Source organism: Bradyrhizobium sp. 6(2017) (genome assembly GCF_011058295.2).
Lineage (GTDB): Bacteria > Pseudomonadota > Alphaproteobacteria > Rhizobiales > Xanthobacteraceae > Bradyrhizobium > Bradyrhizobium septentrionale.
In genome coordinates this window covers 6,252,072-6,274,454 of sequence record NZ_CP049289.2, presented here as the reverse complement: position 1 = coordinate 6,274,454, position 22,383 = coordinate 6,252,072, and the positions used below count along the sequence as shown (strand labels likewise).

The 22,383-nt window shown below is 63.4% G+C and carries 26 protein-coding genes and 2 pseudogenes; 11 read left to right on the top strand and 17 right to left on the bottom strand.

Annotation, left to right across the window (positions count from 1 at the left end; all coding sequences use genetic code 11):
* Position 1: 1 nt before the first annotated feature.
* Positions 2-1,381: pseudogene (locus G6P99_RS29645) on the bottom strand (hypothetical protein); the annotation flags it as partial.
* 197 nt (positions 1,382-1,578) lie between these two features.
* Between G6P99_RS29645 and cysE the strand changes: the two are divergent.
* Together cysE and G6P99_RS29635 are read left to right on the top strand one after the other, a co-directional pair.
* A complete protein-coding gene (gene cysE / locus G6P99_RS29640; RefSeq protein WP_029081529.1) occupies positions 1,579-2,406 on the top strand; it encodes a serine O-acetyltransferase in 828 nt (275 codons plus the stop codon).
* Positions 2,407-2,591: 185 nt separating this feature from the next.
* On the top strand, positions 2,592-2,804 hold the full coding sequence (locus tag G6P99_RS29635; protein ID WP_024582483.1) for a DUF3126 family protein: 213 nt from the start codon (positions 2,592-2,594) through the stop codon (positions 2,802-2,804).
* A gap of 154 nt (positions 2,805-2,958) precedes the next feature.
* Here G6P99_RS29635 and G6P99_RS29630 read toward each other — a convergent pair whose 3' ends face one another.
* The 3 genes from G6P99_RS29630 to G6P99_RS29620 form a co-directional block, all read right to left on the bottom strand.
* Positions 2,959-3,696 carry a sulfite exporter TauE/SafE family protein gene (locus G6P99_RS29630; RefSeq protein ID WP_245284702.1) on the bottom strand — a complete coding sequence of 246 codons (738 nt, stop codon included), beginning with the start codon at positions 3,694-3,696 and terminating at the stop codon, positions 2,959-2,961.
* 124 nt (positions 3,697-3,820) lie between these two features.
* On the bottom strand, positions 3,821-4,417 hold the full coding sequence (locus G6P99_RS29625) for a family 16 glycoside hydrolase (protein WP_165124389.1): 597 nt from the start codon (positions 4,415-4,417) through the stop codon (positions 3,821-3,823).
* Between the two features lie 656 nt (positions 4,418-5,073).
* Positions 5,074-5,784 (bottom strand): hypothetical protein, encoded by a 711-nt coding sequence (locus G6P99_RS29620; RefSeq protein WP_029081526.1) that lies wholly within the window; start codon positions 5,782-5,784, stop codon positions 5,074-5,076.
* Between the two features lie 219 nt (positions 5,785-6,003).
* Between G6P99_RS29620 and G6P99_RS29615 the strand changes: the two genes are divergently transcribed.
* Positions 6,004-6,333, top strand: coding sequence for a DUF6949 family protein (locus G6P99_RS29615; RefSeq protein WP_029081525.1), 330 nt, complete (start codon positions 6,004-6,006; stop codon positions 6,331-6,333).
* 22 nt (positions 6,334-6,355) lie between these two features.
* On the opposite strand, the gene G6P99_RS29610 is transcribed toward G6P99_RS29615, so the two are convergent.
* Positions 6,356-6,526, bottom strand: coding sequence for a hypothetical protein (locus G6P99_RS29610; protein ID WP_156928634.1), 171 nt, complete (start codon positions 6,524-6,526; stop codon positions 6,356-6,358).
* Here G6P99_RS29610 and G6P99_RS29605 point away from each other — a divergent pair.
* Positions 6,525-7,055, top strand: coding sequence for a gamma carbonic anhydrase family protein (locus tag G6P99_RS29605; RefSeq protein ID WP_029081524.1), 531 nt, complete (start codon positions 6,525-6,527; stop codon positions 7,053-7,055). The two genes, G6P99_RS29610 and G6P99_RS29605, sit on opposite strands and share 2 nt — an antisense overlap.
* Before the next feature lie 4 nt (positions 7,056-7,059).
* On the opposite strand, the gene G6P99_RS29600 is transcribed toward G6P99_RS29605, so the two are convergent.
* On the bottom strand, positions 7,060-7,314 hold the full coding sequence (locus tag G6P99_RS29600) for a hypothetical protein (RefSeq protein WP_029081523.1): 255 nt from the start codon (positions 7,312-7,314) through the stop codon (positions 7,060-7,062).
* Positions 7,315-7,461: 147 nt separating this feature from the next.
* Entirely contained in the window at positions 7,462-7,683 is a 222-nt protein-coding gene (locus G6P99_RS29595) for a hypothetical protein (protein ID WP_029081522.1), read from the bottom strand.
* Positions 7,684-7,857: 174 nt separating this feature from the next.
* Here G6P99_RS29595 and G6P99_RS29590 point away from each other — a divergent pair, with 174 nt between their 5' ends.
* Together G6P99_RS29590 and G6P99_RS29585 are read left to right on the top strand one after the other, a co-directional pair.
* Complete coding sequence (locus G6P99_RS29590; RefSeq protein ID WP_165124386.1) at positions 7,858-8,370, top strand: hypothetical protein; 513 nt, start codon at positions 7,858-7,860, stop codon at positions 8,368-8,370.
* A gap of 211 nt (positions 8,371-8,581) precedes the next feature.
* Positions 8,582-8,731, top strand: coding sequence for a hypothetical protein (locus G6P99_RS29585; RefSeq protein WP_165124383.1), 150 nt, complete (start codon positions 8,582-8,584; stop codon positions 8,729-8,731).
* Between the two features lie 351 nt (positions 8,732-9,082).
* Here the strand turns inward: G6P99_RS29585 and G6P99_RS29580 are convergent, their stop codons facing one another.
* The 3 genes from G6P99_RS29580 to G6P99_RS29570 form a co-directional block, all read right to left on the bottom strand.
* Positions 9,083-9,574 carry a hypothetical protein gene (locus G6P99_RS29580; protein ID WP_029081520.1) on the bottom strand — a complete coding sequence of 164 codons (492 nt, stop codon included), beginning with the start codon at positions 9,572-9,574 and terminating at the stop codon, positions 9,083-9,085.
* 169 nt (positions 9,575-9,743) lie between these two features.
* On the bottom strand, positions 9,744-10,283 hold the full coding sequence (gene fabA, locus G6P99_RS29575) for a bifunctional 3-hydroxydecanoyl-ACP dehydratase/trans-2-decenoyl-ACP isomerase (RefSeq protein ID WP_414645437.1): 540 nt from the start codon (positions 10,281-10,283) through the stop codon (positions 9,744-9,746).
* 11 nt (positions 10,284-10,294) lie between these two features.
* Positions 10,295-10,948, bottom strand: a complete 654-nt coding sequence (locus tag G6P99_RS29570; RefSeq protein WP_051346321.1) for a TetR/AcrR family transcriptional regulator — start codon at positions 10,946-10,948, stop codon at positions 10,295-10,297.
* Between the two features lie 112 nt (positions 10,949-11,060).
* On the opposite strand from G6P99_RS29570, the gene G6P99_RS29565 reads away from it, so the two are divergent.
* Complete coding sequence (locus tag G6P99_RS29565) at positions 11,061-11,294, top strand: hypothetical protein (protein ID WP_029081519.1); 234 nt, start codon at positions 11,061-11,063, stop codon at positions 11,292-11,294.
* Between the two features lie 164 nt (positions 11,295-11,458).
* Positions 11,459-11,845, top strand: coding sequence for a hypothetical protein (locus G6P99_RS29560; RefSeq protein WP_029081518.1), 387 nt, complete (start codon positions 11,459-11,461; stop codon positions 11,843-11,845).
* A 175-nt stretch (positions 11,846-12,020) separates the two neighbouring features.
* On the opposite strand, the gene G6P99_RS29555 is transcribed toward G6P99_RS29560, so the two are convergent.
* From G6P99_RS29555 to G6P99_RS29530, 6 genes and pseudogenes are all read right to left on the bottom strand, one after another.
* Entirely contained in the window at positions 12,021-12,635 is a 615-nt protein-coding gene (locus G6P99_RS29555) for a transglutaminase-like cysteine peptidase (RefSeq protein ID WP_029081517.1), read from the bottom strand.
* Positions 12,636-12,968: 333 nt separating this feature from the next.
* Entirely contained in the window at positions 12,969-13,586 is a 618-nt protein-coding gene (locus G6P99_RS29550) for a PilZ domain-containing protein (protein ID WP_029081516.1), read from the bottom strand.
* Between the two features lie 133 nt (positions 13,587-13,719).
* A complete protein-coding gene (locus tag G6P99_RS29545; protein WP_334262147.1) occupies positions 13,720-14,166 on the bottom strand; it encodes a hypothetical protein in 447 nt (148 codons plus the stop codon).
* A 78-nt stretch (positions 14,167-14,244) separates the two neighbouring features.
* Positions 14,245-15,278: pseudogene (locus G6P99_RS29540) on the bottom strand (FAD-dependent monooxygenase); the annotation flags it as partial.
* 244 nt (positions 15,279-15,522) lie between these two features.
* On the bottom strand, positions 15,523-16,458 hold the full coding sequence (locus G6P99_RS29535; RefSeq protein ID WP_029081515.1) for an acyl-CoA desaturase: 936 nt from the start codon (positions 16,456-16,458) through the stop codon (positions 15,523-15,525).
* Positions 16,459-16,602: 144 nt separating this feature from the next.
* Entirely contained in the window at positions 16,603-17,289 is a 687-nt protein-coding gene (locus G6P99_RS29530; RefSeq protein WP_029081514.1) for a GDSL-type esterase/lipase family protein, read from the bottom strand.
* A gap of 76 nt (positions 17,290-17,365) precedes the next feature.
* Between G6P99_RS29530 and G6P99_RS29525 the strand changes: the two genes are divergently transcribed.
* Complete coding sequence (locus tag G6P99_RS29525) at positions 17,366-18,466, top strand: hypothetical protein (protein WP_156928633.1); 1,101 nt, start codon at positions 17,366-17,368, stop codon at positions 18,464-18,466.
* Between the two features lie 91 nt (positions 18,467-18,557).
* Here the strand turns inward: G6P99_RS29525 and G6P99_RS29520 are convergent, their stop codons facing one another.
* Positions 18,558-19,040: a hypothetical protein gene (locus G6P99_RS29520; protein WP_029081512.1), complete on the bottom strand. Its 483-nt coding sequence runs from the start codon at positions 19,038-19,040 to the stop codon at positions 18,558-18,560.
* 139 nt (positions 19,041-19,179) lie between these two features.
* Here G6P99_RS29520 and G6P99_RS29515 point away from each other — a divergent pair, with 139 nt between their 5' ends.
* Entirely contained in the window at positions 19,180-20,331 is a 1,152-nt protein-coding gene (locus G6P99_RS29515; protein WP_029081511.1) for a zinc-binding dehydrogenase, read from the top strand.
* 168 nt (positions 20,332-20,499) lie between these two features.
* Positions 20,500-22,383: a cyclic nucleotide-binding and patatin-like phospholipase domain-containing protein gene (locus G6P99_RS29510; protein ID WP_245284701.1), complete on the top strand. Its 1,884-nt coding sequence runs from the start codon at positions 20,500-20,502 to the stop codon at positions 22,381-22,383.

The following is a 22,383-nucleotide window of genomic DNA, read 5'->3' as shown; positions in this document are numbered from 1 at the left end:
TCTCCGCATCGTCCTTGGCGAAGGCGCGCGCCGCCGCGATCAGCACCACGAAGGTCGCAACCCACACCATGCGCGCGCCGTAGCGGTCGTGCGGACCCGAGATCACGCCACAGATCACGGCATTGCCGAGCAGCGCGAGCGTGACGGTGCCCGCCAGCAGCGTGAGGTCGTCGAGCCGCCGCTGCCACAGCCCGCGGCCGAACAGGATCACGACCACTAGCATCGAGGCCAGTGCGACCGGCACGTGGATGCGGTTGATGGCCGTGAAGTCGAGGCGCCAGCGCTGCTGCCGCGCTGCGCGCATCGGCGCGACCTGTTTGGGAATGTAGCGCTCGATGATGCCGTAGGTGTGCGGGATCCAGCCCGAGGAGCCTTCGCCGGTTGCGACATGCATCAGCTGGTCGACGGTGGCTTCCAGCGCCGCCTTGGCCTGCCATCCCGGATATTCGGCCAGCGAACGTTCCACGATGTAGCCCATCTCGTCATTCAGTCCCTGGAAGCGGCCGAGCGTGTTGAACATGCTGTGGCCCCACAGGAAGTCGTCGGCGGTCGGCGGCAGCTCGTTGCGATAGGGACAGAGCTTCAGATTTTCGTTGGCGCAATGATCGCGCAGATATTGCGCCACGATGCCATCCTGCAGCATGCGGCCGAAGGCGACGCCTACTCCGCCGGGCGTCCAGGCAAGCTGCCCTGACAGCGCGAAGTTCGCCGCCAGCAGCATCGCCGCGCCGGCGACGGCGGTCAGGCTGCCTTGCACGACGCCCGCGATCGGGATGCGCCGGCCGAGCCACGGACGCAGCATCCAGCCGACGCAGCACAGGCCGAGCAGCACGGCGAGCGTCGCGCTGTGCGTTGCGGCCGAGAACGCCGTGAACGCAAACAGCACCGCCTTCTCCAGCGCCGAAATCCGTTCGCCATGCAGGATCAGGATGAAGAGCGCGAGGACCGCAAGGCCGGCAAAGATGTCGGTCAGCAGCATGCTGGCGAGCCAGGGCAGGGCGGTGGTTGCGACCAGCGCGAGGCTGATCGCAATCAGCCGGACCGGCTGGGCGAGGTCGAGCACGCGCAGCGTCAGCTGCAGGATCCACAGCGTCGCCAGGGTCTGGATGCCGAGGTTGAGCCAGAAGCCCGATGCCTCGCCGGCATGGAGGTAGATGCCGAACACCGTAGACCGGCTCGGCACCAGATAGCCCTCGTACCAGCGCGCCAGGTAGCCGCCGGTATCCCATTGGAGCAGCGGATAGCCGTTCCAGAAGGCAGGGGCGAGTAGGAGCAGGGGGATGGCGATGGTGGCGATCCAGACCGACCGCGCGTCGGTCAGGCGGGCGCGTAAACTCCGGGTATTGATGTTGTTTCCCCCCTTTTTATTGGGGCCGACCATGCCCAAAACCACACTCGCGACGAAATCCGTCAATAGTTGCAGACGCACGGCTTGATTTCGGCAAAATCCCGACCAACTCCCTTAGACGCCGGCCCCGGGGGTGTTCGGCCGAGGTTTACCGTACCGAGCCATCCCGGGACGCGCTGGGTCCATCGTGCTATAACGCACATCAGAACAAACGAATTGCGAGAGCAGCCATGGCAGTTCATCAGGTCAATCCGCAGGGGGGAAAGCTGGCGGCGCTCGATCCGATCTGGGATCGAATCCGCGGCGAGGCGGAAGACATCCTGCGGCGCGAGCCGGAACTCGCATCCTTCATCTATGCGACCGTGCTGCATCATGAGCGCCTGGAAGATTCGGTGGTCCATCGCATCGCCGAGCGGCTCGATCACGCCGCGCTGTCGGGCGACCTGATCCGCCAGACCTATGACGAGGCGTTGCGCGATGCGCCCGATATCGGCAACGCCTTCCGCGCCGACCTCGTCGCCGTCTATGATCGCGATCCCGCGACCTCGCGCTTCATCGACCCCTTGCTCTACTTCAAGGGCTTTCACGCGCTGCAGACCCATCGTCTCGCGCACTGGCTGCATCAGAAGGGCCGCAAGGATTTCGCGTTCTACCTGCAGAGCCGCTCGTCGGCGGTGTTCCAGACCGACATCAACCCGGCCGCCAGGATCGGCCGCGGCATCTTCCTCGATCACGCCACCGGTTTCGTCTGCGGCGAGACGGCCGTCATCGAGGACGATGTGTCGATCCTGCATGGCGTCACGCTCGGCGGCACCGGCAAGGAGAACGAGGATCGCCATCCGAAGATCCGCCACGGCGTGCTGATCGGTGCCGGCGCCAAGATCCTCGGCAATATCGAGATCGGTCATTGCGCGCGCATCGCGGCAGGCTCGGTTGTGGTCAAGCCTGTGCCGCACAACGTCACGGTTGCGGGTGTGCCGGCGAAAATCGTCGGCGAAGCCGGATGTGCGGAGCCGTCACGCACCATGGACCAGATGCTCAACGCGATCGGTCTTTGATTTCACTCGTTTTCTGACCGCGGCGCGCTTTTCAGCGAAGTGGGCGCCGGTTCGCGTCAGGAAACGCGCCAAAACAAGAATCGTGTGCGCAACATCACGTCGCCAAAGGCCGAAAAGGCTCTGGCGATCTTTGCCGTCTCGTCCTAAAACTCCCCCGAAAATCATCGACCCGATTGGAGACGGCCGTGGACGTTCAGGAAGTCAGGAAGCTCGACGCGTATCTCAAACGCGTGTTCAGCAATCCCAAGATCCGCGTGGTGCCGCGGCCCAAGAAGGACGACTCGGCCGAGGTCTATATCGGCGAGGAGTTCATCGGTGTGCTGTTCGTCGACGACGAGGACGATGATCGCTCGTTCCAGTTCCAGATGGCCATCCTGGAAGAAGATCTGAGCGAGTAAGGCCGAACAGCCTCGCTGCCACCAGCGCCGTCGTATATGAGCGTCGGTGCTGATAAGCATTGGCGTGCTGCGCCCGCTGCGCGGAATCAATGAATCCGAAAAGCCTAGGCTTCGCGCCGGCGACCGACCGGTCGCCGGGTCCAAGAATCGTGACTCAGGCGCCGTGCGAGAGCAAGGTTGGCACGATCAGCGACAGGCCGGCGAGCAGCAATAGTACCAACACCACCCTGCGGAATATCTCGTCATCGATCTTTCCGTACAGCCTGAAGCCGCTCCAGAGGCCGGCGAGCAGAAATGGCAGACCCAGCCCATACAATTTGAGGGTTTCCGTCGTGAAGGCGCCGGTGACGCCCATCGAAAGCGAGATCACCACAAAGGCGGTGAACAGGACCGGCTGGAATACCGCGCGCTGCGCGTCCTTCGTCCAGCCGCGCCATTGGCAGGAGATGGTCGAGACGACGCCACCAAGTCCGGTGAGTCCGCCGACCAGCCCGTTGACGAGGCCGATGGCGACGTCCGGCGCGACCCCGATCTTCATCGGGCTGAACGCCGGCCGCGCCAGACTGTAGATCGCATAAATTGCCAGCAGTGTACCGACACCAAATCGCAAATAGACGGGGCTGAGATAGCTGAGCAGGACCACCCCGGTCGGGATGCCGATCATCGTGCCAAGCGACAACGGCCAGATAGCGTGCCAGTTCAGCGCCTGACGCAATTTCAGGATGCCGTAACCCTGCGTCATCAGGCCGTAGCCCGCGATCAGCGCCGCGGTCTGGACCGGCGTGATGATGTGCAGCCACACACCCGACACCACGAGTCCCATCGCAAACCCCGAAAAGCCGCTGACGAACCCGCCGGCAAGAGCGGCAACAACAAAAAGAACAAGACCCATTCCATCCATCGGTCGTTCCCCCAAAAGCGAGGTGACGCACGCTTGGATGGAGGTCCATCTGATGGGGAGGATGCGAATCCCCGAGCTTGCCGATTTGGCAGTTACCAACTGGTCGCCAGCTTGCCTATTTCGCTTCTCCATAGGTGATTTGATCGAATAGCGTCACACTGTCGGCCTTGGTCCAAAGCCCGACCTTGCCCGCATCGCCGAACGTGGAATCCTCCACCTCGAACAATTGCTTGCCGTTGAAAGATACAACGAAGCGCGAGGCCTTGAAGTCGATACGCAGGGTGTGCCAGGTGTTGGACGGCACCTTGATATCGGTTCCGTAGCCGCCCTTGCGGCCGACAATGTCGAGCGGGCTTCGGACGCCGTTCACGGTCTTGTAGAGGACGACGTTGTCCTCAAGTGCGTTGGCGCGGGTCACGTAGTAGTTGTTCGCGTCCTTCGCCCGCCAAACAATGCCGGCGGCGCGGTCCTGAGATCCCGCGACAGCCTTGAACATGACCTCGACAAAGCCGTCCTTGATGCTGGTGTCGTCCTTCAACAGCAGCGGGTAGGTCGCTTGGCCGGATTGCTTGAGCACCTTCGATTTCGACGGCGCCGTCGCATCGCTTTCGACCGTCCATCTTGAATCGCCTGACCCCGTGACGGTGGCGGTCCAGCCGTCAGGCGCAACACCGATCTGGGTACCCTCAAAGCCGATTGCGTAATTTGACATGTCATTCACTCCCGAGAGAAGCAGCGTTGCTGCGGCAATGGCCATGCGTCGTTGGGGATGGGGCATTTCCAGGCTCCCGTGAGATCGCGAACTATGCGGACGCCGTCGTGAAATGCGAACTGACCGGGCGCTGATCATTCGAAAAGCCCGGACCCTTGAACGGGAGGCTCCACCGGGTCGGGAAGTTGTTCGAATCCTGCGATCCCCATTGCGCGCAGCGCTATGAGGAATCCTTCCCGGACTTCCTCTCCGCTCCGGTGATAGACGGTGACCGGAGATTCATCGGAGCAATCGTCCCGGCCAGGCTGAGTTGGCCCAGACCAATCTTGCCACTCGCCGGCGACGAGTCCGTCTGACCTTGCGGGGGGAGGATCGATATCCGCCGGGGTCCGCGCAGGGGCAGACCGTAAGGTAAATTGGCTGGGAGGAGTTGGAGGCTTGCTTTCGTCCATGTGCGCATGACCTCGACAAGTCGAGCGTTGCACAGTTCTTGGACCGAAGCCTCAAGGGGAGACCGTACTTCCCCTGAAGACGTCTTAGTCCAGCGAAGCGACAAAGGCAATACGGCCTCGACCCGCGCCGCCGCGGATTGCTTCGCGCAGCCGGTGATACCGCGGCTTCGCGCCGACCGGGTGGCTCGCAATGACGGGCGGGGCTCAACCCTTCGCGCTGTGCATCTGCGCGGAGAGGCGGTTCATCGCGGTGGCGATGTCGCGCCATTGCGCGAGCCAGCCGCGCGGAAAGCGGAAGGTCAGATCGGCGCCCTCGATGCGCTGCTCACTCAGGCACATGCCGGGCGTCGAGCTATCGCGCGTGCAGCGCGCGGTCAGCTGCGGCTCGCTCGCGGTGAACAGGTCCTCGCCGCCATAGGGCGTGCCGTCGCGGAATGCGCGCGTCGTCAAGCTGTCATCGGTCGTCGCGCGCTCGTCCAGATAGCGCGGATAGATCGTGCGCAGCCGCATCTCGGGTGCGAGTGAATCGTGGTGCGCCGCGATCGACACGAAGATCCGGTCGATCGGCTGCACCTTGTCCTCGACGGTGTCGGCACTGTAGTGCTTCGGCGCGGCAGGCGCCTCCAGCGACGGATAGAGGAAGCTCAGATCGACACGCTCCTGCGGCCCGGAATGGCGCTGAATCTTCATGCGCACGGCCATGGTCGGCACGTTGAACAGCGTGCCGCCGACGCTCACCGGCAACCGCGACGGATCGCTCGGCGGAGCGGTGGTGTAGGTCGGCCACAACAGATAGGCGACGAGCGTGATCGCGCCGGCTGCGATCACTGCCGAGGCGATGACCGGAGCGAGATGCGCGCGCGGGTTGCGGCGGGTGTCGCGGGCGAGATGCTGGGCCGTCGAAAGAAGCGTCATGGGCGAAGCTGAGAGCAGGCCGGGAGTGGCCGAATCACCTGCCGAATATGCCACGAGGCGAGGAATTTCCGTACGATTCCAATGGAATCCCAAATTGATTGGCCATGCGCAAACGCCGCGCCGGAGCAGTCCGGTTAACCTTTCCTTAAGGATGATGTGGCGGCCAGCCGCCAATTCTGCGAAGCAGGGTGAGTGGCCTGTTGCGTAGCGGAAGTGCCGATGTCGCCCGATACCCTGAATTCCCTGTTCACGCTCTTCATTGGCTTCGCGCTCGCCGGCGCGCTGGCCAGCGGCTATCAGGCAATGGCGGAGCGCCCGGCCGGCTTCGGCCTGCTGCAGGAGGGCGTGGCGCCGAAGACCTTTGCCGCGGTCCCGTTCCTCGTCTTCGCCGCACCGTTCATCATCATGCGCAACACGCTGCGCGGCGCCCGCATCGAGCGCCGCCGCTTCGAATTCGTGATGATGGCAACCGTGATCTCCGGCTTCTGGAGCCTGATGTCGGGCACCTTCTTCATGATGACGCTGCGCGCTGCCGGCGTGCTCGCCTGATCCGGTCGCGATCCGCGCCGGATCAATGGCTGCGGTTGCTTGAAACCACATCAGTCGCTGTGCCAAGGTCGTCCTGACCAGAGCTTCGGTTCTGATTAATCAGAACCGAAAGCGCGGGATTGTCGTTTTGACGCGTTTTCTTCACGCGAACCGGTGTCCACTTCGCTTGAAAACGCTCCAGGGAGACCTTCATGGCGATCTACGAACTCGACGGGCAGGGGCCCGATCTTCCCGCTGACGGCAGCTATTTCATCGCCGACAATGCCGTTGTGATCGGCAAGGTGCGCCTCAAGTCCGCGGCGAGCGTCTGGTTCGGCGCCGTGCTGCGCGGCGACAACGAGTGGATCGAGATCGGCGAGGGCTCCAACGTCCAGGACAATTCGACCCTGCATGTCGATCCCGGCTTTCCCCTGACCATCGGTAACCACGTCACCATCGGCCACAACGCGATCGTGCATGGCTGCACGCTGGAAGACGGCGTGCTGATCGGGATGGGATCGATCGTGATGAACGGCGCGCGTATCCGGCGCGGCAGTGTCGTCGGCGCCGGCTCCGTCATCACCGAGGGCAAGGAATTTCCGGAATATTCCCTGATCATCGGTGCGCCCGCACGCGTGGTGCGCACGCTCGACGCCGCCCAGATCGAGGCGTTGTCGCGGCCGGCGAAGTCCTACGCGATCAGGGGCCCGCAGTACAAAGCCGGGCTGAAGAAGATCGGCTGACCCTTCAGCGCTTCCCGCCGCGCTTGCGTAGGCCCTTCGGTGCTGCGGTGCCTGGCTTTGCTGTCTTCTGCAGTCTTGCCGCCCCCTGAAGCCGTGCGCTCTTGCGCAGCGCATCCTTCAGGTCGATCGGGATGCCGTGCTTCTTGAAGAGGTCGGCGAAGGCCTCGTCGGCGAGCTCCTGCAGGGTCGCCATCCGGTCGCGGCCAAGCTGCTTCAGCTTGTCGAACGTGTCGTCGTCAAACTCGATCAGCTTGCGCAAATTGCATTACTCCCAAACTGTATTGCTCCAACGCCTGCCGGAACCTCCGTTTTGCGGACTCGTTGATGTCCGCAAGGGAGAATTCCATGCGCAAACTATCCGCCACCGTCGCGTCAGCGACAATCGCCATTCTGCTGGCGCCTGCGGTTACCGTCGCCCAAGCAATGGGAGCGGCAGCCCTTCATCAGCCAGCCCCGCCTCGGCGCAGGTCACGTCGCCGCCACCCGGCACCAACAGCGCCGGCACGGCGCAATCCTCCGGCCGGCTGAACAGCGGTGAAGGCGTCACCACCGGATCGGCGTCGACCGAAAGCATCGACAAGGCAATCGCCGACGAGAACAGGATGGTCGATCGCCGGATGAACGGCATCTGCCGCGGCTGTTAGCTTTTCGCCGGCTGCGTTTTCGATGAACGACGGTCGCGTAGAAGTGAGTGCGACAAAGGCGCGCGGCGGAAGCTGCGGTCCTACATTGAGTTAGCATGCGCGGGACGCGGCGGAGGAGGCTTGAAAAGAAAAGCCTTGGAAAGAAGGAGTAACGGGTGATGTTGCGTAAAACGATGATTGCCTTGCTGGCTGTGGCTTCGGTCGGCCTGTTCACGGTCGACGCCGCGTCGGCGCGCGGCGGTTTTGGCGGCGGCGGTTTCCATGGTGGTGGTGGCGGCTTCCGCGGCGGCGGCGGTTTCGGCGGCTTCCATGGCGGCGCTTTCCGCGCCATGGGCGGAGGCGGCGGCTTCCGCTCGGCTGCGATCGGCGGCGGCGGTTGGGCCGGCCGCGGTTGGGCTGGCCGCGGTTGGGCCGGCCGCGGTTGGCACGGCGGCGGCTTCCGGCGCGGCTGGGGCTATCCGTTCGCTGCTGCAGCGGTTGGCTTCGGACTCGGATACGGCGCCTACGATTACTATGACGGCTACTATGGCAATCCGTATTACGCCGGTTACGGCTACGACGACGGCTACGGTTATGGCAACGGCTATAGTGATGGCGGCTGCTACGTCGTTCGCCGTCGCATGCTGACGTCGTATGGCTGGCAGATCCGCCCCGTGCAGGTTTGCAACTGAGCCATCCACTGACGCATGGCGGGTCCATTCGATTGCCATGGTGATGGTCCTGGAATGGTTGGCGCGGCCTCGGTGTTGCGATGCTGGGGCGACGTTGGCTGTCGTGCACTGGTATGCGGCTTGCTTCGCATTGCGGCAGTTGATGCGTGAACGCGTCGCGAAAACAAAGGGCCCGGCTGCGATTTGAGCCGGGCCTCAGAGGATATCAGAGATGCTCACCATTCCTGATCTGACATTGCTGTTCATGGTCGTTGTGTCGAGTCTCGCCGTTGCGTTGATCTACATGCTCCATCAGCTCGAGCCGAAGCTTGCCCGGCTGAGGCTGCGAGTTGATCGCGCCAGAGGCGAACGCATCAGGTAAATCCGCAATACTGCACGCGGGGGTTCGATCAGCTCGAGCCCGCCGTGGGCATCGCTGCGCTGGTGCACCTGTCCCGAGCGCGCCAATGATAGTCGGGAAGGGCGGGCCGCATTCCAGGGCCCTCAAAAGAACAAGGCCGTCGACGTAGTATACCGTCAACGACCTTGCCAGCCCCGGATATTGAAATCGGCTCACGCCATCCGGTGATTTGAAGATGACTCGGATTCGAAGTCCGATATGTGAACCAGTTCACAAAGTCAGGATTAATTCCCGCTAACGGGCACTTGGTCGGTTTTACGGAATTTTACGGGGCCGACCGATTGGGGAGCGCGGTGGAGACCTCGCGAGGGATCAACCGCGCGATCTGTGGCGCTTCCGGCTGGCGCTGCGGCTGGCCTTCGAGCGCTTGCGCGGGGAGGCCTCGGCGGCCGGCTCGTTGGCCTGTGCGCTCGCCAGTGACTGGCGCAGGCCCTCGACCTGTTCGGTCAATTGGGCGACCTGATCGGACAGCTTCTTGGCGTCGGCCTGCTGCGCCGTGAACTGCTTACGCATGGTCTGCAGCTCGTCCTGGACCAGCTGCAACTGGTCGATCGCTTCCTGCTGGGTCTCCTCGATTCCCTTGGTTTTCTCCACCAGGGCCTCGGAGACCTGTGCGGTCCTAGCCTGCAACTGACGGGCGGCGACCATGCGGTCGGTCTCGGGCACGTTGCCGGTGAAGCTGCGCCACAGCGCGATCGAGCCAATCCCGAACAGCACGAGCACCAGCGCCACGGCGCCGATCGCGATCGGCTGCACGCCAATCAGGCTGCCGACTGGTGAATTCCGGGGGGCAAGTTCGACCATGCGACCAGAACCGGACATCAATTGAAAGATTTTGATTAGCACAACCGCGGCGCGGGCAAAACCCGGGTCCCGCTAGGCCCATGCGGCAACAGCGAAATTTGCCGAAAACTGCACGCGCTGCCCCAAAACGGGACGGCTTCCGACCAGCCGACGGGCCTGCCGCCGCAGGTCAAGTCGCGGGCGCGACGAGGCCAACCCGCATGTCCTTCGCGACATAGACGCAGCTGCCGTCGGCGAGCACGCGGCCATCGGCGATGCCGAGCACCAGCCGGCCGCGCCTGACCTTGCGGATGTCGACCTCATAGCGGACCAGCCGGACGTCCGGGGTGATGTGGCCCCTGAACTTGACCTCGCCGACCCCAAGCGCCCGGCCTTTGCCCGGCGAGCCCGACCATCCGAGCCAGAAGCCGATGATTTGCCACATCGCATCGAGACCGAGGCATCCCGGCATCACGGGGTCGCCGGCAAAGTGGCAGGTGAAGAACCAGTGGCCGGGCGCAATGTCAAGCTCGCCGGCGACATGGCCCTTGCCGAAGGCGCCGCCGTCGAGGCTGATTTCAGTGATGCGGTCCATCATCAGCATCGGTGGCGCCGGCAGCTGGGCGTTGCCGGGGCCGAAATAGCCGCCCTCGCTCGATCGCAGCAGATCCGGCCTTGTGTAGGACGATTGCGGTAGGTGAAAATCGTGCGGGTTGAACAAGCTGGCCATTGAAATTGCGGTTATTGTTGAACGTTAGGGCGGCTTCGCCGGATGGTCTTTGACGGCCCGGATTGAGCCTCGGCAGGCAGCCGCAGCGCGGCCGCCATGAAGGCCCAGATATCGTCGGTCAGCTGTGCCGGATCAGGCCGCCGCTCGCCGGTCAGTGCGCCGATCAGCGCCTGGCGGATGCCGCCGATCATCAGCGCAATGGTGAGGTGAGGGTCGATGTCGCTGGACACGATCCCGTCGCGCCGGGCGGCTTCAAGCATCCGGGCACCGGCTGCAAGCTGGCGGCTGGTGAAGGCGGTCTCGACATCGAGGACCTCGGACGCGCGGCTCAGCGGTCCGATGACCAGCGGCGCAAACGGATGATCGTAGTGAAAGGCGACGTAGGCCCCGATTCGCTGCCTTTCCCGGTCCGCCCAGCTCTCGGCTGACAGCCTTGCGCCGGCGAATGCCGCTTGATCGAGCCGGCCGTAGAACTCCTCGACCACGGCGGCGATCAGGCCCGCCTTGGAGCCGAAGTGATGATAGGCGAGCCCCACCGACACCTGCGCCCGCCTGGCGACGGCCTGCATCTCCAGCTGCCCGTGGCCCTCGATGAGCTCCTCTTGCGCCGCCGCGAGCAGCCGTTCCCTTGTCCCAGGACTCGTCGCGCTGCTCGCCGCGCTCATTGGTTGCTCATCGCCTGGCAATCCGCCGAATTGAATTCAATTCAATATCGCTGCGGCCAGCATGTCAAGTCTCCGATGCCGGATGGCGCAGTGAACCGGTGGAGGGCCTGCGATGGCGTTTGCGATCAAGACCGGGATCCCCGATCCACCGGCGAAGGCGTTCAACTTCACCGCCCGGAAAACCATGCATAGCGGCGGGCACGTCGCCGCCGATGACATCGTGGTCCTGTTTGCCAGCGAGAATGAGGGCGGACGCGAGCTCAACTTTAGATTCTATCGCCAGGCCACCAACAAGATCGTCGGCATCACGGACGGGGCTGCGTCCTTTCTCGATCGTTTCTTCTGAGGCCTGCGGTCGGGAACCGGGCCTCACCCGAAGTCCTACTGATTGCAGGAGGCCCCGCCCGGAGTTAGAATATTGGCCAGTTAGTACCTTTTTCGATCAGGTTTTTAAGCAGGCCTTCTGCAAAGCAGGCCCTGCTACGTTCTGTTAGCACGCTGGGGGAAGCGATGGGTGCCGACAAGGTTCTGTTGCCAATTTTCGTTGTCTACGCATTGGGCTGCATCTTCACGATCGGCGCCTTTTACCGCGATCGCGAGCACGCGATCGGCGTCAAGCAGATCATATGCACCCTCATCTGGCCGATCTGGTGGCCGGTCGCGAACGGTTTCGGGCCGATGCTCGATGCCATCGATAATGCCGTGACGGCGACGGATGGGCGGAAGAGCATTTCGTTTGCGCTGGGACTCTTTGCTGCCGGTCACTGCCTGTCGAGCAGTTGGGGCGATTGCGGCGGCGCTGTTGCCTGCAGCGGAGTGCTTTTGAAGAGCACCGCGATGTTCTTTCCACCGCTGAACTTCGTCTATGTGACCTGGCTGGTTACGCAATTCGCGTAGCGACGCGCGCCGGCCTGCATTGCAAGCCTCGATCACCTTCATCCGTCAAGGCTTTCCCGCCCCCAAAAAGGTTGCGGCCAGGCTTTGGGGGAAGCCTGGCCGCGCGCGAACCGGTCTGGGACGGGGAGGGGTGGGGATGTGACCGGGTCGCGAACTCGAAAATCCTAACTCTTGCTCAGCGCGAGCTTGCCGTTGAAACTGCCGGGCGGTTGTCGCCGAGCGAGACCCACACATTGGGATCGCTCTGCGATTGCCGCTTGACGAAGCGGTAGCCGGTGTCTGTCCAGGCGACGATGCTCTCGTTCTGGTTATCGAGCACGAACTCGCCCTTGTCGGTCTTCACCGTCAGCACTGCGTGGCCTTCGCCCTTCTTGTCGCGGACCACCGTGATCAACAGCGCCTCGCGGGGCCAGCCGGCGTCCATCAGCATCTTGCGCTTCAGGAGCACGTAGTCCTCGCAGTCGCCGTAACCGTCGGATGGCAACGACCATTTCTCGATCACGCCCCAATGATCCATGTCGGTCATCGGCTTGATGGACTCGTTGACCCACTTGTTGACCCGCACCAGGTCGCGCCAGGCGGTCTGCGACAACACGATGTCGCGTGGTTGCGTCGCGCCGCCGCGGCATTCGCCCGGATTGTCGGCGCAGAATTCGACCCAGCCGATCGGCGAACGCGCGACGTCACCCAGGCTGGCGTAGACCACGTCGCCGGCCTTGGCCGACACGCACGTCGCAAACAGGATGGCGGCAACCGCCAAACTTTTCCCCTGTCCCCTGAACCCAAACATTGTGGCCCCCGTTCTTCTTGTTGGGACCACGTGTCGCACAAAGCTTTTTCGCCGCCGCTAAGTACGCAAAGTAGATTTGACGCGAATACTCGTAAAACCTGCGGCGAATTCGATCTATACTTGAATCGAATTCGCATAAAATTTGAAACAACTGCAATTGATTCAAATTTTATGCATTAACTCGGCGCGCGCTGCGCCTGTGCGGTTTGTTGCGCCAAACGCGCCGGCCGTTAACCGCCGATTTCACCAGGCCAAACGCGGCGAAGGCGGCCACCGGTGCACCGGTGGCCGCCTTCGCGGGCTGAAAAAAGGGGGCGTGAGCGGCTTTTCGCTTTACCTCGCGGTAACGCTCTCTTCGAGCGTTTCCGCGGACTGCTCGTGGACGAACTCGAGGGCGAAACCTTCCTCGAGGTTTCGCACCACGCGGGACTGCACCTTGCCGAGCATCACGAGCGACTTCAGCGGCGGACGGTTCTCCGCGGCAATCGCGGCACCGGACAATGAAAGGTCGATGATGCGGCAGGTCATCCGCGTGCCGTCCTCCTGGGTGAGCAGGGCGATCGGGTTGCGCGGCACGATACGGTCGTGGCGGCGATCCTCGGGCAGATTGAGGATGTCGCGGTTGGCGAGCCAGGTGAGCTGGGCGGCGAGCTTGTCGCGCTTGCGCGCGGTGGCGCCGATCGTCATCGCAAAGCCGTTGTCGATGATCCGGGTGATGCGGCCTTCGACCCGGCCGATATGGTCGAGATAGGCGATCACGCGGTCGCCGACATTGCCGATGCCCGGCGCCAGCAGCGCGAGGCCGCCCGGGGACATGTTGATAATCTGGCAGGGAAACTCGCGCCGGTCGGGCAGCATGTAGCGGCCGAGCAGGTGCACCTTGACGCGCTGGAAGCGCCGTCGCTCCTCGGCTACGGGGACGACGGTAGTTTTCTTCTGTGCAAACGACATCACAACAAACCCGGCCGCCGTCCATTCGGAGCCCCGATGACCCTAAGGCTGATAGGGTTAACGGGGCGTTACGGTTGTGGCCGGGAACCCGGACACGGAGCGAGAGAGTTTCACGCGCGCCGTGCCCGAGGACTTAGGCGCGTTCATGCGCCGCGTCAGCCTCGCCGAACCATCGTGCCATGGCTTGAGCGGCGTCCTCGAGGTCAGGGGCAGCGTCGATGGCCCAGGCGACGAAGCCATCGGGGCGCACCAGCACCCCGCGCAAGCCCAGCCGATCGCGGGCGTCGCTTGCGACATAGGTGATCCGCTTGCTCCAGCGAGCTGCAACGGCTTGCAGGGAAGCGCACGCGTCAAAGTCGAGCAGCAGTCCGCGCCCATTCCTGAGCCGCTCGCCGAGCCTGCTCCCGCAGGCGAGCTCGAAGTCGGGTGCGCTGCGGCCGACCAGCGGATGGCTGCCGCCAAGGTCGTAGCGGAGCGAAACACCCCACACACGCTCGGCAAAGTAGGTCGCGCCGTCGGGCGTCTCGATCAGATCGCGGATGATGGCTTCGAGCGCGCGCGAACTCCGGCGCGGCCGCATCAGCGCGACCTGGGCGCGCGACCAGTCGAGAATCTGCGCGCCCACCGGATGCCGCTCGCTGAAATAGCTGTCGAGCAGCCTGGCCGGCGCGTCGCCGCGGATCGTGGCGGCGAGCTTCCAGCCGAGATTCATCGCATCGCCAAGCCCGAGGTTGAGGCCCTGGCCGCCGAGCGGCGAATGGATGTGCGCGGCGTCGCCGGCGAGCAGCACGCGCCCGTTTCGGTAAGCCGTCGCCTGACAGGCGCGATCGGTCCAGGTGGTGGCAAGCTGGAGCGCAGTCAAGGTGACGTCGGTGCCGGAGACACGGCGCAGCACCGCCTGCACATGCTCAAGCGTGATCTCCTGGGTGCGGTGGAAGGCGCCGCCGTCGAATTCGACCATCGCGATGGTGCCGGGCGGAGCGTAGGTGTACATGCCCGTCGGCGTGTAGTGGCGGCCCGCGCGGAGCTGGTCCGGATCGGCGATCGCGACCTCGACCGAATAGCCGGTGAATTCGGGATCGGTGCCGACGAATGCGTAGCCGCCGGCCTTGCGCACTGCGCTGCGTCCGCCGTCACACCCGACCAGCCAGCGTCCGTGGAAGCGCCACTTGCGCGAATGGTCACGCCGTCCTGCGACTGTTCGAAATCCTCGACGGCCAGCCCGTGCCTGATCTCTATCCCCATCGCGGTTGCGCGCGCAGCCAACGCGGATTCGAGCGACTCCATATCGATCGCCATGCTGGTGCCGGCCGGACCCGGCAGGCGAAACGGCCACGCCGAGCTGTCGATCTTGTCGTGATAAAACTGGATGCCCGCGAAATGGCCGGCCGGGCGGCGCGGCTGTTGCAGCCAATGCGCGGCGTTCGATGCGCCGTGTCCCGAGCCATCGTTCGCGCGCTGCGCCACCGCGATGTCGTCCAGCATCCCGCGGCGGTAGAACGCCTCGATGGTGGGCGCCGACAGGCCGCGCATGCCGAACGGCAGCCGCTTCAACGGCGAGCGCGCCTCTGAGGCCTGCTCCAGCACCAGCACCGAGAGCTCCGCGAGCCGCAGCTGACAGGCAAGCAGCAGGCCAACGGGGCCCGCACCGGAAATCACGACGTCATGGGGAAGGGGGGCGCGGTTGTGCATGAACTGTTCCTGTGTCGATGTTCGACCGGAGCGGTTCGTCGGGTTGAGAACCACACGGACGAACAATGGACGCTTCGATGGCGTCCGGTGTTCGTCGTGGGGATCTCATGCACGAGGCAGAAGATCAGAGCTTTCGTTTCCGAAAGGACTTGGGCTTACCAAACCAAGTCTGCCTTTTCCAACGCGGGCTATATAACGGGATGGCGATCGATCCGCAACTGGCGTGCGGACCAATACGCGGCCGCTATGTCCCGGCGACTGCATCCGCGCTGCCCGCGCTGTCGACCCGACGCGCGCCCGGGCGCGGCGCAAGATTGTCCGGCGTCTTGATGTTGCTCGCGAGTCCTGCGGCCTCGAACGTCTTGATCAGCCACCAGCCGAGATCGATCTGACCCGGCAGCAGCCCGAGCTTCGCGGAGCTTGGATAGGCATGGTGATTGTTGTGCCAGCTCTCGCCCATGCTGATCAGCCCGGCGATGCCGACATTGTAGCCCTGGGCCGCGACTCCCTCGATGATCCAGGTCTGTCCGCCCTTGCGATGCGAGTAATGACCGATCAACCAATGACCGGCGACGCAGACGGCAACGCGGGCGCAGATGCCCCAGACCAGCCAGCCCCATGAGCCGATCGCAACGAACAGCAGCGCCCAGGGCAATTGCTGCCACATCCAGGTTCGCTCGACGAAGGCGTAGAAGCGGTCATCGGCGAGCCGTGGCTCGAGCCGGAAGACCGGCGGGTGTTTCAACACCAGCGTGCAATGCAATTGCCACCAGGCATCGCGCCAGAAGCCGGCGCGGTGGCAGGAGTAGTCGTGACACGCGGCCTGGCGTTGCGCCCAGTCGCGGAAATCATGCAGCCGTACCATGCCGTAGGGGCCGGCCATGCCGACCAGCGTGCCGAGATAGACGCAGAGCCGTTCGAGCCACAGCGGGCAGTCGAAGCTTGCATGGATCAGGCGGCGGTGCATGCCGACCGAATGCCCGAAGCACAGCGTGATCGCGCTGGTCGCGATGAACAGCGCGAATGCGCTCCACGAGAACGTCACTGGTCCAAACATTATCGCGACCGCGGTCATGGTGCCGAGCCACAGCGATTTCGCGGGTGCCCATCGCACCTGTCCGTCCAGCGGGTCGGTGCTGCTATCCGCGAGAATTCGTTCGGAGCCGGGCTGCAGCTTCATTCCATCACCTGAGGTTGTGTCGCAGGTTGCGGTGAAGCGCTCGTCGCTGTCAATTGGCCGCGAACGTCCGTCATGTCGCAGCCGACATTGGCATCTCCGGCGGCTTGACCTGGCCTGTCGTGACTCCGGGGACCGTGAAACGGCTCAGTTGCTGCTGAGGTTTGTCCTGACGATCTGCGTCAACTGCTCATATCCTGTCCTTGTCAGGTGAAGCAGGTCTTCGCGGTAGTTGGCGCAGGGCGTGCTGTTCTGGCAGGCGATCGCCGATGCATCGAGGACGCGGTACTTCTGCACCGACTTCTCTCGCGACGAGAGCGATGCGTTGACCGCTGAAATGTTTTCCTTTGCGCCCGTCATATTTGGGCCGCGCGGCAAGATGAGAATCTGGACCAGACGAGCCTTTGGCCAGATCCGGCTGATGCGGTCAAATAGGTGGTCAAAGGCAAGCCGGACGCCGCACGGCTTGTCCAGGTAGATGTTGTTCGTGCCAAGCAGCAGGATCACGGACTGAGGTTGGATGCGCTTGAGCTGCTGTTCGAACGAGGTCAGCAGCCACAGCGTATTCTGGATGCGATCGCGACCGACCCCGAGATTCAGGACGGGACGTCCCGCAGCGAGCGAGGATGTGAGGTCTTCCGGCCAGGCTTCGACCAGCGAGTCGCCAAGCATCACGATCGAGGCCTGGGCAGGCAGCGAGCTGACGTTCTTCAGATCGCGCCGAAGCGCATTTGCGGAGTCGGGGATCGTCGGCGTTGACGCGATCTGCTGGTCCGCCTCATCGCATGCGGGTCCGCTCAATGGCGCGGCACTCGCTGATGAGATCGTGGCCATTGCAACGATTGACAATGCAAGCGGGATGGTTCGAAGTCGAAGTCTGAGCATATGCTGACAGCCGTTGGGGAGTGGAATGACGACTAGGATCGCGATTTTGGGTCAATCCAACAGCATTCTCAAGGAAGGTTTCTTCAACAAATTTTTAGATCGTCATCAGCCGGTTGAAGTGGTGTCGATGGGACGCGTCGGCGCGAGCCCATCGCTGCTTGGCCCCTATTTTGCTAGTCGCTCGTTCTTTCGGAACGCGGAATTTTGCATCATTGACATGTGCGCGATCGATTACTCGCTGCTATCGGCCGGTGCGATCGGGCTTTACGACGTGGTGAAATGGATCGAGTGGATCGGGCACAGCGCCAAGAAGAATGGATGCGAGCCGATCTTCGTCTGCATCCCGGTCAGCACCGTGGAGCTCTCCAAGCATTTGATCTCGAACTGCATCTCGGTGTTTGAACGAAACGAATGGTTCTATCTGGATGTGCGCGATTGCATCACCCACCTTCTCGAAGATGGAACCAGACGTCCGGAAAGCCTCTACAAGGATCCGAGCCATCCTGGCGTGGAACTCTCGGAACTCATCGCCGACAGCATGAAGGAGCTGATCAGCGCAATTCGTGCGATGCCGATGATCGAGGTGGACCGGATGTTCCCGATCACCCGGTTCGAGGTGATCAACCTGCAGGATCGGCTTGCGGCTGCCCCGGCAAATTACAAGACATCCCTGATCGAATTCAGAGGGGTGCGTCTTGAACGGGGAAAGACCTATGAGCTGAAGGTCGGAAGCATCAGTGCATTAAGTGGCATGCTGCTCAATTCCGCGGCGTGCAAGGGCGTTCTTGAAATCGAGGGCGACAGGAAATTCTACAAGAACCTGCGGCTGCGGGCTTACCATCCAACGAATTTTGAGGCGCGCTTGGTTCCGATCTGCAAGCCGCTCCGGGATGGAGAGGGAGCAATTGCGTTGACGGTTGCCGATGGCGCCCCAATTGAAAGCGACACGACCTTTCACAGCGTCAAGACGCCGGAAGACGATCTGGGCTTCGTCGAGGTCTCGGAAATCATCGTGGAGAGGGGCTATGACCTCTTCACTTACAGGTCGAGGCGCCCGGCAAATGGGCACATGACGCGTTGGACGCCCAAAAGCGCAAACAAGCTCGCCCAGGTTATTTGGGAATGATGACTGGGTTGTGTCTGACAGAGCGGCTCGATAGCTTGTCGGGCCGCACCGTCATCTGATCTCGGCGCCGATTGATCGCGGCGTTCACTGCCTATTCAACAGTCACCGCTTTCAGGACTTTCCTGTTCGCTGCGCGGACCTCGAGCTGCAGGGGCGGCTGAAACGACCCGCTTGGCGGCACGAACACAAAGGCATGGTGCCCGTCACCCTTGTTGAGCTTGAGAAGATCATTGCGGAACTGATCGGCCACGACTTCGGCAACGTGGTCGCCGTTGAAGTAGATATCGATCTTCACCCGCTTGTCGGGGTGCTGGTCGTAGAGCGCCCAGCCGGCGATCCTGTTTTCGTTGAAGGCGTCGACATGGCCGGTGATCTCGCCCGAGAGGCTCTCGATGCCGGCCTCGATCACGTCGAGGTCGCTCCGGTAGATCGACCGCGTCACATCGAAGCTGAAATGCTCGGTATCGACGCATTGCTCCAGCAAGCCCTGCCGATGCTCCTTCATCCGTTCGAGCGTGTCCAGTTCGCCCAGCTTGACGTACATGCCAACGATACCTTCGATACCTGGATTCATCGTGCCTTTCCCCGCGATGCTACAAGCCTATCCGCTTAAGGCTGCCGCTTTAAGCTGCCTTCATGACATCCCGATCGTCCTGACCTAAAGTCGGCACGGCCGAACCCGGCCCAACGACAAGGACAGGGAGGACGAACCGATGGAGCAGATCCGCGTCTGCACGCATGAGGGGCCGGGCGCCAAGCCGGTGATCCGCACCGTGCCATGGCCTGATGTCAGCAAAAAGGCGGCTCTGATCAAGGTCGGCGCCTGCGGCGTCTGCGGCACCGACCTGCATATCCTGAAGGGGCACTGGCCGAAGCCGCTGCCATGGCCGTTCACGCTCGGCCATGAGCTCGGCGGCGTGATCGTCGAATGCGGCCCGGAGTTTTCAGAAGATTTCATGAGCAAGCCGCTGCAGGTGGGATCAAAGGTGATGATCCCGCCCTTGATGCCGTGCGGCCGTTGCTATTACTGCATTCACTACCCGCAAAGCGCCAACAAGTGCCTGACGCCGGTGTATTACGGCCGCTATCTCGGCTTCGACAAGCCGCCGCATATGTGGGGCGGCTGGGCCGAATATGTCTATGTCGATCTCGACATGCTGCCGGGCACCAAGATCTACAAATTGCCCGACGACATGTCGCTGCGGCTGGGCGCGCTCTCGGAGCCCTTGACCTCCTGCATCCGCGCCTTCAACCGCGCCACCCGCGCCGGCGGCTTCAGCTGGGGCGATACGGTGGTGATCCAGGGCTCGGGCCCGATCGGCATCCTCGCGGTCGCCGCCGCGCAGGAGATGGGGGCAGGGCGCGTGATCTGCGTCGGTGCGCCGGAGACGCCGCGGCTGGCGCTGGCGCGCAAGTTCGGCGCCGAGGCGACCGTCGATATCGAAGCGCTCAGGACGCCGGAGGAGAGGATCAAGGCGGTGCGCGATATCGTCGGCGGTTTCGGCGCCGACCTCGTGATGGATTGCTCGGGCCATCCGACCGCCGGCCCCGAAGGCATCGAGATGCTGCGCGACGGCGGCACCTATGTCGAGATGGGCCAGTTCACCGATGCCGGCTCCATCAACACGTCGTGGCACCGCATCTGCACCAAGGACCTCAACGTGCTCGGCTCCTGGGGCTTTACCGGCAACGACCTGCCGCTCGGCGTCGACATGCTCTATCGCACCCGCAACAAATATCCCTGGCTCGATATGCAGACGATCTATCCGTTCACCGAGGAGGGCGTCGCGCAGGCGGTCGCGGACGCGATGGCCATGAAGACGGTGAAGTCGACCATCGTGCCGTGGCCGGAATTGGTGGAGTGAGCCCGGCGAATGCGGTGCTGCAAATCCTGTTGCAGTGCTCCCAACAATAGTGGCGAGGGTGAGGCCGGTATGGCCCTGATATCGCTCGCCGGGACGGCGGCCCGGGGCTAACATCGGCGCATGCAATCGAACCGTGTGCCGCCGAGTGCAACGTCTGCGTGGGGAAACGTGTCCGAGGACTTCCCGCTGTTCAGAACGCTCAGCGCGGAGCAGCGGCTGATCGCCATCGGCGCAATGACCCGGCAAGACCTCGTGCGTGGCCAGTTGCTGGTCGAGCAGGGCGGCCCCTCGGACGCATTGTTTCTGGTGCTGCACGGCGCGCTCGCGGTGTACCGGACCGATCATCCTGAACCGATTGCGGAGCTCCGCGCCGGCGAACTGGTCGGCGAGATCGGATTCTTCGCCAACATCCCGCGCACGGCCAATGTGATCGCGATCCGCGATAGCAGCGTGCTGGTGTTGACACGTGCGGCCTATGCGACGCTTGTGCAGGAAACGCCTGAGATCGTCGAGGCGCTGCTTGCCGCTCTTGCTCAGCGGTTTGCCATCCAGACCGCGCGCCTGTTGCCCGCCCGGGCGTCGCCGAAGGCACGCACCGTCGCGCTGATCTCCGGCGGACGGGAGCCGGTGCCTGCGGCCTTTGAACAGCGCATGCGTCAGAGCCTTGCCGCCGCCGGTGCCGAGATCGTCGACCTCGCGCGAGTTCAGGCCATGTTTCCCGGCCGCCCGCTGGATGCATCCGAAGTGGCCGATTGGCTCAACAGGATCGAGTATGACGCGCCGCTGGTGGCCTATTTCGGTGGAGCTGACGCATCGGAGTGGGCGCGAAAAACCATCCGCCAGGCTGACCTCGTCGTATTCGCCTGCCGTGGCCATGCGCCTGCGCCTGATCTGACGGAGATCGAAAGGTTCGCCTGCGGGGTGCATCCGGCGTCAACGCGACGCCTCGTCCGTGTTCATGATATCAGGCGCAACGAGGTCAGCGGCACCGCGGCCTGGCTGATGCGACTGCCCTGCTTCATGCACCACCAAGTCGCGCTCGAGGACATGATCGATATCGACAGCCTGGTCCGCTTTCTCTGCGGGCGCGCCGTCGGATTTGTCGCCGGTGGCGGCGGCAGCCTCGGCACGGCGCATGTCGGAATCTACAAGGCGTTTCGTGAGCGCGGCGTGATGTTCGACATCTTCGTCGGCACCAGCGTCGGTTCGGCGATGGCGGCGGGCTTTGCCAAGAACTACGACGCCGAGCATCTCGAGCGCGGCACGCATGAGATCTTCGTCTCCAGCCGCAGCTTCCGTCGTCCGACCTGGCCGCGCTACGCACTGCTGGATCACAAGGCCTTCGATTCCGCGCTTGCCGATCAGTACGGCCATCACTGCCGGATCGAGGACTGCTGGCGGCCGTTCGCGGCGGTTGCGACCAATCTTTCGACGCACAGTCTCGAATTGATCCGGACCGGCCTGCTCTGGCAGGCGGTGCGCGCATCGAGCGCCATCCCCGGTCTGCTGCCGCCGTTTTACACAAGGGACGGCTTGATGCTGGTCGATGGATGTCTCGTCGACAACGTGCCGCTGGCGCAAATGCATCAGTTGAAGAGCGGCCCGAATCTGGTGGTCCATTTCGGCGAGCCGGCCAGTGAATTGTTCGACGTCGACTATGCCAAGCTGCCGGGACGTCTTGAACTGCTTGCGTCCCTGCTGACGCCGTTCCGGAGGAAATCGCTCCCGGCCGCGCCGAGCGCCGTCAACGTGCTGTGGCGGAGCCTCGTCGCCCATCAACGCTACGATACGTTGCCGACCACGCCGCTCGACATGGTGATGCGCCCACCGACGCCCGATGGCATCGACGTGACCGATTTCGACCGCCATCAGGAGATCTTCCAATCCTCCTACCATTGGGCCCGCGAGACCATTGCTGCCTCGGAGGCGGCGCAGAACCCGGCGATTGCGGCGATCGTCGCGTCGGCCAAGGCGGCGGATGAGGGGGCGGACAACAGCGCGGATGAGGCGACGGTGACCGCGCCGGTTTCCCATGAGGCCCGCGCCGGCTGA

Excerpts from the sequence above, each read along its gene's own strand:
- cysE (WP_029081529.1), top strand. The coding sequence starts at position 1,579 with ATGGCAGTTCATCAGGTCAATCCGCAGGGGGGAAAGCTGGCGGCGCTC.
- G6P99_RS29630 (WP_245284702.1), bottom strand. The coding sequence starts at position 3,696 with ATGGGTCTTGTTCTTTTTGTTGTTGCCGCTCTTGCCGGCGGGTTCGTC.
- G6P99_RS29625 (WP_165124389.1), bottom strand. The coding sequence starts at position 4,417 with ATGTCAAATTACGCAATCGGCTTTGAGGGTACCCAGATCGGTGTTGCG.
- G6P99_RS29620 (WP_029081526.1), bottom strand. The coding sequence starts at position 5,784 with ATGACGCTTCTTTCGACGGCCCAGCATCTCGCCCGCGACACCCGCCGC.
- G6P99_RS29615 (WP_029081525.1), top strand. The coding sequence starts at position 6,004 with ATGTCGCCCGATACCCTGAATTCCCTGTTCACGCTCTTCATTGGCTTC.
- G6P99_RS29605 (WP_029081524.1), top strand. The coding sequence starts at position 6,525 with ATGGCGATCTACGAACTCGACGGGCAGGGGCCCGATCTTCCCGCTGAC.
- G6P99_RS29610 (WP_156928634.1), bottom strand. The coding sequence starts at position 6,526 with ATGAAGGTCTCCCTGGAGCGTTTTCAAGCGAAGTGGACACCGGTTCGC.
- G6P99_RS29595 (WP_029081522.1), bottom strand. The coding sequence starts at position 7,683 with ATGCCGTTCATCCGGCGATCGACCATCCTGTTCTCGTCGGCGATTGCC.
- G6P99_RS29590 (WP_165124386.1), top strand. The coding sequence starts at position 7,858 with ATGTTGCGTAAAACGATGATTGCCTTGCTGGCTGTGGCTTCGGTCGGC.
- G6P99_RS29585 (WP_165124383.1), top strand. The coding sequence starts at position 8,582 with ATGCTCACCATTCCTGATCTGACATTGCTGTTCATGGTCGTTGTGTCG.
- G6P99_RS29580 (WP_029081520.1), bottom strand. The coding sequence starts at position 9,574 with ATGGTCGAACTTGCCCCCCGGAATTCACCAGTCGGCAGCCTGATTGGC.
- fabA (WP_414645437.1), bottom strand. The coding sequence starts at position 10,283 with ATGGCCAGCTTGTTCAACCCGCACGATTTTCACCTACCGCAATCGTCC.
- G6P99_RS29570 (WP_051346321.1), bottom strand. The coding sequence starts at position 10,948 with ATGAGCGCGGCGAGCAGCGCGACGAGTCCTGGGACAAGGGAACGGCTG.
- G6P99_RS29565 (WP_029081519.1), top strand. The coding sequence starts at position 11,061 with ATGGCGTTTGCGATCAAGACCGGGATCCCCGATCCACCGGCGAAGGCG.
- G6P99_RS29560 (WP_029081518.1), top strand. The coding sequence starts at position 11,459 with ATGGGTGCCGACAAGGTTCTGTTGCCAATTTTCGTTGTCTACGCATTG.
- G6P99_RS29555 (WP_029081517.1), bottom strand. The coding sequence starts at position 12,635 with ATGTTTGGGTTCAGGGGACAGGGGAAAAGTTTGGCGGTTGCCGCCATC.
- G6P99_RS29550 (WP_029081516.1), bottom strand. The coding sequence starts at position 13,586 with ATGTCGTTTGCACAGAAGAAAACTACCGTCGTCCCCGTAGCCGAGGAG.
- G6P99_RS29545 (WP_334262147.1), bottom strand. The coding sequence starts at position 14,166 with ATGCGGCCGCGCCGGAGTTCGCGCGCGCTCGAAGCCATCATCCGCGAT.
- G6P99_RS29535 (WP_029081515.1), bottom strand. The coding sequence starts at position 16,458 with ATGAAGCTGCAGCCCGGCTCCGAACGAATTCTCGCGGATAGCAGCACC.
- G6P99_RS29530 (WP_029081514.1), bottom strand. The coding sequence starts at position 17,289 with ATGGCCACGATCTCATCAGCGAGTGCCGCGCCATTGAGCGGACCCGCA.
- G6P99_RS29525 (WP_156928633.1), top strand. The coding sequence starts at position 17,366 with ATGACGACTAGGATCGCGATTTTGGGTCAATCCAACAGCATTCTCAAG.
- G6P99_RS29520 (WP_029081512.1), bottom strand. The coding sequence starts at position 19,040 with ATGAATCCAGGTATCGAAGGTATCGTTGGCATGTACGTCAAGCTGGGC.
- G6P99_RS29515 (WP_029081511.1), top strand. The coding sequence starts at position 19,180 with ATGGAGCAGATCCGCGTCTGCACGCATGAGGGGCCGGGCGCCAAGCCG.